The organism is Rhodococcus aetherivorans (assembly GCF_011058165.1).
Lineage (GTDB): Bacteria > Actinomycetota > Actinomycetes > Mycobacteriales > Mycobacteriaceae > Rhodococcus > Rhodococcus aetherivorans.
The window spans coordinates 66,480-76,390 of sequence record NZ_JAALEG010000021.1; the positions used below are offsets into that span (position 1 = coordinate 66,480).

Below are 9,911 nucleotides of genomic sequence, written 5' to 3' on the forward strand. Positions count from 1 at the left end.
CGAGGAGTGGATCACCCGGCCGTCGACGGCGGGCGGCTCACAGGCCGTCGGCGCGTAGCCAGGTGCGGAGGCGGCGTCGGGCGTTGGTGTACGGGGAGGAGGTGTTGAGCTGGATCATCCGTCCCGCGGTGTACGTGCGATACCAGGGCGCGCCGTAGAGTTCGCCGTTGTCGAGCCCACGCACCAGGGCAACGATGCGGTCGTGGGCGGCATCGAGCCGCTGCAGCAGCTGCGGCCACGGTACGTCGGCATGATCGCGGTAGAACTTCTGCGCCGGCGAGCCGAGTTGGTTCCAGGTGAATCCCGGTGCCGGGAGTTGCGGTTCGATGCCGCGAGCGCGGTCGTCGTGCCACGAAACGACCAGTTCGTTCCATCCGATCAGGTACGCCACCAGATCGGCCGGGCTCATCCGGGTTCCGGTGCGGTGCCCGGGCAGCGACGCCTCCCGGGCCCGTTCGACTGGCACACGTTGCAGCGCGCGCGTGAGCGCGCCGGACGTCTCGGTGAGGGCGCGCAGCAACTCGTCCTCGGTGTGCGGTACCGGCATGCGTGTCTCCGTGTGGCGGGCGGTGGTGTCGGCATGCACGGTATCGGCGACGGTGGTTCCTGTGCCTGGCGACGGCCCCGGTCAGACCACCGGCGCCGGGTGGTCGATCCCGAACCGGCCCCGGAAGAACAGCATCGGCCGCTCCTCGCACACGGTGTCCAGCTCGAGCACCCGGCCGATGATCACGTCGTGATCGCCGGCGACGTGCACCTCGTGCACCTCGGCGTGCACGCGCATCAGCACGTCCGGCAGTGTCGGCGTCCCCCACCGGGAGACCTCCCAGTCGAGTTCCTCGTACCTGCGGCCCCGGCTCGAGCCGAACCGCGCGCACAGGTCGGACTGGTCCTCGCGGAGCACGTTGACGCAGAAGCGCCCCGCGGCCCGGATGCGCGGCCACGCGCGGCCCCGGTGATCGGCGCAGATGAGGATCAGCGGCGGCTCCAGGGACACCGAGGCGAACGACTGGCACGCGAACCCCACCGGGCCCGCGTCGTCCAGTCCCGTCACCACGGTGACCCCGGTGGCGAACTGTCCCATCACCCGGCGCATCTCCTCCGGATCGGGCGCAGCGACGGTCGATCGTGCGAGTGTCGTCGTCTCGAGGGGCATGAGTCCACCTCCGGTTGTGGGGACGGATCGGCGTGCATACGCCGTGGTCGATGCGACCGACGCTAGGGCAGGCCCGGCGTGCCCCCCATCGGGGTCCCGCTGAGCGGAAGCGGCCGCGCGCGCCGCCTCGGCGGGCCGGGCGATCTCGCTGAACGGGATGGTGTATGGCCGCTGCGGGCCACGGCTGGCAGCCTGCGGTTCGTATGGGCGGTGCGCCCGGCACCACGGCGACGAACAGGGACGACGATGACGGATGTGAGCTACGAGGGGACCTTGAAGGAACTCTCCACCGACCAGGGTGTGCTGCGCTACCACGAGGCCGGCGACGGCCCGCCGCTGCTCCTGCTGCACGGCTCCGGCCCGGGGGTGACCGGTTGGCGCAACTACCGCGGCGTCCTCGCCGACTTCGCGCGGCACTTCCGCTGCCTGGTGCTCGAGTTCCCCGGGTTCGGCGTGAGCGATCCCGGCGACGGCCACCCCATGGTGATGGCCCAGGGCGCCGTCGGCACCTTCCTCGACGGCCTCGGCCTCGGGGCCGTGGACATGATCGGCAACTCCATGGGCGGGATCGTCGCCACCAAGGTCGCCATCGACGAGCCGCACCGGGTGCGCAGACTCGTCACCATCGGCGGCATGGGCAAGAACGTCTTCGCGCCGGGGCCGGGCGAGGGCATCAAGCTGCTGATGGAATTCACCGACAATCCCACGCGCGAGGGGCTCGTCCGCTGGCTCCACTCCATGGTCTACGACCCGGCCGTCGTCACCGAACAGCTGATCGAGGAGCGCTGGGCGCTGGCGACCGAGCCGAAGACGCTCGAGATCGCCCGCCGGATGTACAGCTCCCAGGCGTTCGCGGCCGGCGCCGCGGCCGCCGCGGCGTCGAACGCGACCCCGTACTGGGCGCAGCTGCACAAGATCAAGGCCCCCACCCTGCTGACGTGGGGTCGCGACGACCGGGTCAGCCCCGTCGACATGGCGATGCTGCCCATGCGCGACATTCCGAACAGCGAGCTGCACACCTTCCCGAAGTGCGGGCACTGGACGATGATCGAGGCCCGCGACGCGTGGCTCTCGGCCGTCCTCGCCTTCCTGCTGCGCGACGAGCGGCGGACCTAGCCCACGGTCCCGCTGAGCGGGAGAGCTTTTGCCCTCCCACCTGCGCATATGTCACCTTTCGAGTCAGTCGATCGGCGCGGAGAAGAAGCGCGGATCCTTCACCAGTTCCAGGAGTGCACGATGCTCGACGGTTCGCAGCGAATCGCCGCCGCCGATCTCTTGTGGGCCGCCGAGCGTGACCGCGCCCCGATCGGTCCGCTGACGGAGACGTTCCCCGAGATCGACGTGGTGGACTCGTACGAGATCCAGCTGATCAACATCCGCCGGCGGCTCGAGGCCGGCGCCACGGTGTACGGCCACAAGGTCGGGCTCTCGTCCGAGGTCATGCAGAAGATGATGGGCGTCGACGAACCCGACTACGGGCATCTGCTCTCGACGATGGTGTACTCCGAGGACGAGCCGATCGACACCGCGCAGTTCTGCTACCCGCGCATCGAGGTCGAGATCGGCTACGTCCTCGGCGAGACCCTGCCCGGCGCGGACTGCACCGAGGAGGACGTGCTCCGGGCGACCGAATACATCGTTCCCAGCATCGAACTCATCGACTCGCGGATCGAGGACTGGCGCATCGGCCTCGCCGACACGATCGCCGACAACGCCTCCTCGGCGGGCGTGATCCTCGGTGCCGGCCGCATCGCGCCGGACCGGGTCGACATCGGCGGTATCGCCGCGGTGCTGTACCAGGGCGACGAGGAGATCGCGCGCGGTGCGGCGGCCGCCGTGCTCGGCGACCCGACCCGTGCCGTGGCGTGGCTGGCCCGCAAGGTCGCCGGCTTCGGGGTGCGGCTCGAGGCCGGGCACGTGATCCTGCCCGGCTCGTGCACCCGCGCGATCGACGCCCGGCCGGGCGACACCTTCCGGGCCGAGTTCAGTGATATCGGCTCTGTCTCAGTCGAATTCAAGTGAGGAACAGACCAGTGACCAAGGCTACCGCCGCGATCGTCGGGCCCGGCAACATCGGCACCGACCTGATGTACAAACTGCTGCGCTCGGACGTCATCGAGCCGCGCTGGATGATCGGCGTCGACCCCGCCAGCGAGGGGCTCACCCGGGCGGCCGCCGAGGGTCTGGTCGCGAGCCACGAGGGCGTGGACTGGCTGCTCGCCCAGGACGAGCGCCCCGACGTGATCTTCGAGGCCACCTCGGCCTACGTGCACCGGGTGAATGCGCCCCGCTACGCCGAGCTCGGCATCCAGGTCGTCGACCTCACCCCGGCCGCCCTCGGACCCGCCGTCGTGCCCGCCGTGAACATGGGGGAGCACGAGGACGCACCGAACGTCAACCTCATCACCTGCGGCGGCCAGGCCACGATCCCGATGGTGCACGCCGTCTCCCGCGTCACCGAGGTGGAGTACGCCGAGATCGTCGCGAGCGTCGCCTCGCCGTCGGCCGGTCCCGGAACCCGCGCCAACATCGACGAGTTCACCATCACCACCAGCCGCGGCATCGAGACGATCGGCGGTGCCCGAACGGGCAAGGCCATCATCATTCTCAACCCCGCCGAACCGCCGATGCTCATGCGCGACACCGTGTTCTGCTCGATCCCCGAGGATGCCGACCGGGACGCGATCGCCGCGTCGATCCACGACGTGGCCGCGACCGTGCAGGGCTACGTTCCCGGTTACCGGCTGCGTGCCGAGCCGCAGTTCGACGATCCCACCCCGATGAGCGGCGGGCGCGCCCGGGTCGCGATCTTCCTCGAGGTCGAGGGCGCCGGCGACTTCCTGCCGCCGTACTCGGGCAATCTCGACATCATGACCGCGGCCGCCACCAAGGTGGGCGAGAGCTTCGCGGCCAAGCTGCTCGCCGCCCGCGTGTAGACCCCCACCGCAGACCGTACTTTCGAAGGAACACAGTCGATGCCCTACAGCGCAGATCTCGACATCCGGATCACGGACTCGTCGTTGCGTGACGGCTCCCACGCCAAGCGTCACCAGTTCACCGTCGAGGACGTGCGCTCCATCGTCGGTGCGCTCGACGACGCCGGCGTGCCCGTCATCGAGGTCACCCACGGCGACGGCCTCGGCGGCTCGTCGTTCAACTACGGCTTCAGCCGCACCCCGGAGCAGGAGCTCATCAAGGCCGCCGTCGAGACGGCGAGGCAGGCGAAGATCGCGTTCCTGATGCTCCCGGGGCTCGGGGTGCGCTCGGACATCCGGGAGGCCGCCGACAACGGTGCCGCGATCTGCCGGATCGCCACGCACTGCACCGAGGCCGACATCTCCGCCCAGCACTTCGGTCTCGCCCGGGAACTCGGCCTCGAGACTGTCGGATTCCTGATGATGTCGCACAGTCAGCCGCCCGAGGTGCTCGCGAAGCAGGCCCGCATCATGGCCGACGCCGGCTGCCAGTGCGTGTACGTCGTCGACTCGGCCGGCGCCCTCGTCCTCGAGGGGGTCTCGGACCGGGTCGCGGCTCTGGTCGCCGAGCTGGGCGACGACGCCCAGGTCGGATTCCACGGCCACGAGAACATGGGCCTCGGCGTGGCCAATTCGGTGCTCGCCGTGCGGGCCGGGGCCCTGCAGATCGACGGGTCCACCCGCCGGTTCGGCGCCGGTGCGGGCAACACCCCGGTCGAGGCGTTCGTCGCCGTGGCCGAGAAGCTCGGTATCCGAACGGGTATCGACACCCTGAAGATCATCGACGCCGCCGAGGACGTCGTCCGGCCGGTCATGGACGGCGAGTGCCTCCTCGACCGGCTGTCGCTGACGATGGGCTACGCCGGTGTGTACTCGAGCTTCCTCAAGCACGCCGCCGCCCACGCCGAGCGGTACGGGGTCTCCGGTGCGGAGATCCTCATCGAGGCCGGCCGGCGCAACCTCGTCGGTGGCCAGGAAGACCAGCTGATCGAGATCGCCGTCGGTCTCGCCGCCCAGAAGTAGACCCCCGGGTCTTGAGAGAGAGCTGACAGTCATGGGCCAGGTTTTGGACAACATCATCCAGTACGCGGACGAGATCCGCGCCGAGGGCGCCGAGGGCGACAAGCTCATGCGCCTGACGGACAACAACGCCAAGCGGCTGCGCGACGCCGGTGTCATCCGCATGCTGCAGCCGAAGGAACACGGCGGCCTCGAGGTCCACCCGCGCGAGTTCGCCGAGACCGCGATGGCGATCGGCGCGATGGACGGCGCCACCGGATGGGTCGCCGGCATCGTCGGCGTGCATCCGTGGGAGCTCACGTTCTTCGATCCCAAGGCGCAGGAAGAGATCTGGGGCGAGGATCCCGACATGTGGATGGCCTCCCCGTACGCCCCGATGGGCGTCGCGGTTCCGGTCGACGGCGGCTACGTCCTCAACGGCCGCTGGTCGTTCTCCTCCGGCACCGACCACTGCGGCTGGATCATGATCGGCGCCGCAGTGGGCGACAAGGACGGCAACCGGCTGAACCCGCCGCAGGTCCTGCACGTGCTGCTGCCGCGCTCGGACTACGACATCGATCAGGACAGCTGGAACGTCGTGGGCCTGCGCGGCACCGGCTCGAAGGATCTGATCGTCGAGGACGCCTTCATCCCTGCCTACCGCACCCTCGACGCCGACATCGTCCTCGGCGGCAACGGGTGGCGTCACGCGGGCCGGGACGAAACCCTCTACAAGTTCCCGTTCTCGTGCATCTTCCCGCTGGGCATCACCTCGTCGCTCATCGGCATGGCCGAGGGCGCGCTCGCGTGCTACATCGCGGCCCAGAAGGAGCGCGTCGCGGTCACCGGCATCCCGATCAAGGAGGACCCGTACGTCCTCTACGCCCTCGGTGAGGCGGCCGCCGAGATCGCCGCGTCGCGCGCCGCGATCCTCGAGACCGTCGACCGTTTCTGGGACAAGACGGACAAGGGCCAGGAGGTCACGTTCGAGGAGCGCGCGATCGGCCGCCGCACCCAGACCGCCGCCGCGTGGCGGGCCGTGCGCGCCGTCGACGAGATCTTCGCCCGCTCCGGCGGCGGCGCGATGCACCTGAAGTTCCCGATGCAGCGCTTCTGGCGCGACGCGCACGTCGGCCTGTCGCACGCGATCCACGTCCCCGGCTCGATCTTCCACGCGTCTTCGCTGACCCAGCTCGGCGGCGAGCCGCAGGGCGTCCACCGCTCGATGATCTAGCCTGCCCCGCCGACCTTTTCAGGATGGAAGACAAATGACGGACATTCGAGCACTCGGATACCTCCGGATCCAGACCACCGACGTCGCGCGCTGGCGCGAACTCGTCGTCGACGGACTCGGCATGGCCGTGGGCTCCGGCCCGGAGCCGGACGGCCTCTACCTGCGGGTGGACGAGCGGCGCGCACGCCTGATCGTCCTGCCCGGCGAATCGGACAGGGCGCTCGCGGTCGGCTGGGAGGTGCGGGATCAGTTCGCACTCCAGCGTGTCCGGGAGACCGTGGAGAAGGCGGGTATCACCGTCGACGTCCTCTCGCAGGAGGAGTGCGACTACCGCGATGCCGAGCAGGTCATCGCGTTCGACGACCCGATCGGCACCCGCGTCGAGGTGTTCTTCGGTCCGGTGCTCGATCACAGCCCGGTGGTGACTCCGCACGGTGGCCGGTGGGTCACCGGCGAACAGGGGCTCGGCCATGTCGTGTTGCCCGCCACCGATTTCGATGCGGCGTACGCGTTCTACACCGAGGTGCTCGGTTTCCTGCCGCGTGGCGCGATCCGCCTTCAGGCACCCGGACCGGCGCGGCGCGTGCGCTTCCTCGGAGTGAACCAGCGCCACCACAGCCTGGCCCTGTGCCCGGCGCCGCCGACCGAGGAGCCCGGCCTCGTACACCTGATGACGGAGGTCGACACCCTCGACGCCGTCGGGCAGGCGCTCGACCGTGTGCGCAAGCTCGGCTTCTCCATCTCCTCGACGCTGGGCCGGCACACGAACGACAAGATGGTGTCGTTCTACGTTCGCGCGCCGGGCGGGTGGGACCTCGAGTTCGGCACCGAGGGGATGCTCGTCGACGAAACCTATTACACGGCCGAGGAGATCACCGCCGACAGCTACTGGGGCCACGACTGGTCCGAGTCCGAGCCGTTGGCGGCCTTCACGCCGAAGGCCTGACTCTCGCAGTGGAACACGACGAAGGCCCGGCCGGGGGATCTCCCCGGCCGGGCCTTCGTCTCTCGTTCCCGGAGTCGTACTCCGTGGCTCTCGGGAGTCGTACTCCGTGGCTCTCGGGAGTCGTGCTCCGTGGCTCTCGGGAGTCGTGCTCCGTGGCTCTCCGGAGTCGTGCTCCGTGGCTCTCCGGAGTCGTGCTCCGTGGTTCGGAACCGCGTGGATCAGGCGTGGGTGACCTGTTCGAGCTGTGGCGGCGGGAGGCGTCGGACGAAGGGCGCGGCGACCACGGCGATGAGGGCGAGCACACCGCCCAGCACGAATGCGGTCTGCGCACCCGAGGCCTGGGCCTCGGCCGTGCCGGAGCCGGCGGCGGCGTCGGCGCCGATCGTGAGCGCGGCGACGAGCAGCGCGGTACCGGCGGCACCGGCGAGCTGCTGCAGCGTGTTCATGATCCCGCTGCCGTGGCCGTAGAGCCGCGGCGGCAGGGCGCCGAGCGAGACGGTCATCAGCGGGGTCATGAGCATGGCCATGCCGATGCAGAACACCACGTGCATCGCGATCACGAGCCCGATCGACGTGTCGGTGCCGACGGTGCTCAGCCACCACTGGCCGGCGGCCAGCAGGAGCGCGCCCGGGGTCACGATCGGGCGCGGCCCCACGGCGTCGTAGATGCGGCCGACGATCGGCGAGATCACGCCCTGGACGAGACCGCCGGGCAGCAGGATCAGGCCGGTCGTCAGGATGCTCACCCCGAGCCCGGCCTGCAGGTAGATCGGCAGGACGACGACGGTGCCGAGCATGGTCGCCATGGCGATGACGACGATGACGACCGAGATGCGGAAGTGGGGCACCTCGAACGGATTCAGGTCCAGCAGTGCGGTGCCGGTGCGCTCGAGGCGCTTCTGGCGCGCGACGAAGAGGCCGAGGGCAACGACGCCGACGATCAGCGCGGTCGCGGGGCCGACGATGGTGCCGTCGAGGAGGGACGCGACGTTCGCGAGGCCGTAGACCAGGCCGCCGAAGGCGAAGACCGAGAGGACGACCGACACCACGTCCAACGGCGCCTTGCGGGTCCTGCCGGTGTTGCGGAGGAGGAGCAGGCCCGCCGCGAAGGCGACGATCGTGGCCGGAAGCATGAGACCGAACAGCCAGCGCCAGCTCATGGAGTCGACGATGATGCCGGAGACGGTGGGGCCGATCGCGGGCGCGACCGAGATGACGACGGAGTTCAGGCCCATGACGGTGCCGCGGTGGGCGACGGGAACCGTGGTGATGGTCGTGGTCATCAGCAGCGGCAGGATGACCGCCGTGCCACCGGCCTGGACGACGCGGGCGAGCAGCATGATCTCGAAGCCGGGGGCGGCGGCGGCGAGTGCGGTGCCGGCGATGAACAGGATCATGGCGGCGGTGAACAGGGTTCGGGTCGAGAACCTCTGCAGCAGGAAGCCCGTGGTGGGGATGACCACGGCCATCGTCAGCATGAAGCCGGTGGTGAGCCACTGGACGGTGGCGGCGGAGACCGAGAAGTCCCCCATGAGTTGCGGGAGCGCAACACTGAGCACGGTCTCGTTGAGGATCATGATCAGGGCGGAGACCACCAGCACGCCGATCACCTGAGCGATGTGCCGCGTGGAGGTGAGCCCCTCCGACGCGCCGGGGGCCGCGCCGGCCGGGCGCGTGTCTTTCAGTTCGAGGTTCGTCATCGACACCTTCGCTTCTTCGGTCGTGGACCGGTCAATGATGTCACAGAGTGACGAAGTGTCATAATGTGACATCAACCGCCTTGGCGGGTGCAGTGGGGGCGTGGAGCCGCCCGTGGCCGGACATGCAGGCAGGAAAATTGTCACCAAGAAAGTATTCTTGACACTCTGTCATTGAAGCGCATACGGTGTTGCGTGGCTCACGTGTTGCAGCTCACACCCGGGCGCATGTCCGCCGACGTCCTGTCCGAGGACGCGTCCGGTGGGGCGTCTTCGACGTGGTCGTGCCGAACGCGTCACAGCCCTGACCATCACTCACGAGGGAATGATCGAATGTCTCTGCAAAACAAGGGGATTCTGATCCAGGCCGGGCTCGGCGCGGTGCTCGTCACCGTCCTGATGATTCCGTTCCAGTCCCTGACCCCGCTCGCGCTCTACAGCCCGATGCTCATCCTGCCCGTCATGCTGTTCTTCACGCTGCAGGCACCACCGCGGGCCCTGCTCGGCATGTTCCTCAGCTTCGTGTGCGGCGTTGCCTGGGGCGCAATGTTTCTCGCCGTCAAGAGCGCCCTGCCCGGCGTGCCGCTCGAGCTCGTGATGGGCCTCGGAGTGGCGTTCGTGATCTTCCTCGTCCTCGCGGTGCACCGCTCGCATTCGGCCGCACCCCGCTCGGCATGGTCCCCGCCGTGCTGCTCGGCGTCGTGGAGACGCTGCTCGTGACGAACCTGTCGGTTCTGCTGCCCGACGGTGCGCCCGTGCCGAACCTGCCGTGGCTCGTCGTGATCTTCGGTTACGGCTGCGTCATGACCCTGATCCTCGTCCTCGTGCAGGACAAGATCATCGGGGCCCTGCTCGGTGCGCAGTGGCGCTCCGCGCCCACCGACGAGGCGCCGAGCTCCCAGAT

10 protein-coding genes and 1 pseudogene are annotated in these 9,911 nt (G+C 69.3%); 8 read left to right on the forward strand and 3 right to left on the reverse strand.

The window, feature by feature from the left end:
• Positions 1-37: 37 nt before the first annotated feature.
• Positions 38-547 (reverse strand): ClbS/DfsB family four-helix bundle protein, encoded by a 510-nt coding sequence (locus G6039_RS11420; RefSeq protein ID WP_043798727.1) that lies wholly within the window; start codon positions 545-547, stop codon positions 38-40.
• 81 nt (positions 548-628) lie between these two features.
• On the reverse strand, positions 629-1,156 hold the full coding sequence (locus tag G6039_RS11425) for a flavin reductase family protein (RefSeq protein WP_029545940.1): 528 nt from the start codon (positions 1,154-1,156) through the stop codon (positions 629-631).
• Positions 1,157-1,402: 246 nt separating this feature from the next.
• Here G6039_RS11425 and G6039_RS11430 point away from each other — a divergent pair, with 246 nt between their 5' ends.
• From G6039_RS11430 to bphC, 6 genes are all read left to right on the forward strand, one after another.
• On the forward strand, positions 1,403-2,272 hold the full coding sequence (locus G6039_RS11430; protein ID WP_029545938.1) for an alpha/beta fold hydrolase: 870 nt from the start codon (positions 1,403-1,405) through the stop codon (positions 2,270-2,272).
• Between the two features lie 120 nt (positions 2,273-2,392).
• Entirely contained in the window at positions 2,393-3,178 is a 786-nt protein-coding gene (locus tag G6039_RS11435) for a 2-keto-4-pentenoate hydratase (protein ID WP_006935104.1), read from the forward strand.
• Positions 3,179-3,189: 11 nt separating this feature from the next.
• Entirely contained in the window at positions 3,190-4,092 is a 903-nt protein-coding gene (locus tag G6039_RS11440; protein WP_043798593.1) for an acetaldehyde dehydrogenase (acetylating), read from the forward strand.
• A 39-nt stretch (positions 4,093-4,131) separates the two neighbouring features.
• A complete protein-coding gene (dmpG, locus tag G6039_RS11445) occupies positions 4,132-5,154 on the forward strand; it encodes a 4-hydroxy-2-oxovalerate aldolase (protein WP_006935112.1) in 1,023 nt (340 codons plus the stop codon).
• 31 nt (positions 5,155-5,185) lie between these two features.
• Positions 5,186-6,364 (forward strand): acyl-CoA dehydrogenase family protein, encoded by a 1,179-nt coding sequence (locus G6039_RS11450; RefSeq protein ID WP_043798589.1) that lies wholly within the window; start codon positions 5,186-5,188, stop codon positions 6,362-6,364.
• 34 nt (positions 6,365-6,398) lie between these two features.
• The gene (bphC, locus tag G6039_RS11455) at positions 6,399-7,310 is read left to right on the forward strand and encodes a biphenyl-2,3-diol 1,2-dioxygenase (RefSeq protein ID WP_043798586.1); all 912 of its coding nucleotides are present in this window, start codon (positions 6,399-6,401) and stop codon (positions 7,308-7,310) included.
• A gap of 218 nt (positions 7,311-7,528) precedes the next feature.
• Here bphC and G6039_RS11460 read toward each other — a convergent pair whose 3' ends face one another.
• A complete protein-coding gene (locus tag G6039_RS11460) occupies positions 7,529-9,010 on the reverse strand; it encodes an MDR family MFS transporter (RefSeq protein WP_051359271.1) in 1,482 nt (493 codons plus the stop codon).
• 330 nt (positions 9,011-9,340) lie between these two features.
• Between G6039_RS11460 and G6039_RS11465 the strand changes: the two genes are divergently transcribed.
• Positions 9,341-9,727 (forward strand): hypothetical protein, encoded by a 387-nt coding sequence (locus G6039_RS11465; RefSeq protein ID WP_235194037.1) that lies wholly within the window; start codon positions 9,341-9,343, stop codon positions 9,725-9,727.
• Positions 9,682-9,911, forward strand: a pseudogene (locus G6039_RS30540) (hypothetical protein); the annotation flags it as partial. The gene G6039_RS11465 and the pseudogene G6039_RS30540, both read left to right, overlap by 46 nt.

What these genes read in the sequence shown, in the direction of transcription:
- G6039_RS11425 (WP_029545940.1), bottom strand. Translation starts at nt 1,156, where the DNA reads ATGCCCCTCGAGACGACGACACTCGCACGATCGACCGTCGCTGCGCCC.
- G6039_RS11460 (WP_051359271.1), bottom strand. Translation starts at nt 9,010, where the DNA reads ATGACGAACCTCGAACTGAAAGACACGCGCCCGGCCGGCGCGGCCCCC.
- G6039_RS11420 (WP_043798727.1), bottom strand. Translation starts at nt 547, where the DNA reads ATGCCGGTACCGCACACCGAGGACGAGTTGCTGCGCGCCCTCACCGAG.
- bphC (WP_043798586.1), top strand. Translation starts at nt 6,399, where the DNA reads ATGACGGACATTCGAGCACTCGGATACCTCCGGATCCAGACCACCGAC.
- G6039_RS11430 (WP_029545938.1), top strand. Translation starts at nt 1,403, where the DNA reads ATGACGGATGTGAGCTACGAGGGGACCTTGAAGGAACTCTCCACCGAC.
- G6039_RS11435 (WP_006935104.1), top strand. Translation starts at nt 2,393, where the DNA reads ATGCTCGACGGTTCGCAGCGAATCGCCGCCGCCGATCTCTTGTGGGCC.
- dmpG (WP_006935112.1), top strand. Translation starts at nt 4,132, where the DNA reads ATGCCCTACAGCGCAGATCTCGACATCCGGATCACGGACTCGTCGTTG.
- G6039_RS11450 (WP_043798589.1), top strand. Translation starts at nt 5,186, where the DNA reads ATGGGCCAGGTTTTGGACAACATCATCCAGTACGCGGACGAGATCCGC.
- G6039_RS11465 (WP_235194037.1), top strand. Translation starts at nt 9,341, where the DNA reads ATGTCTCTGCAAAACAAGGGGATTCTGATCCAGGCCGGGCTCGGCGCG.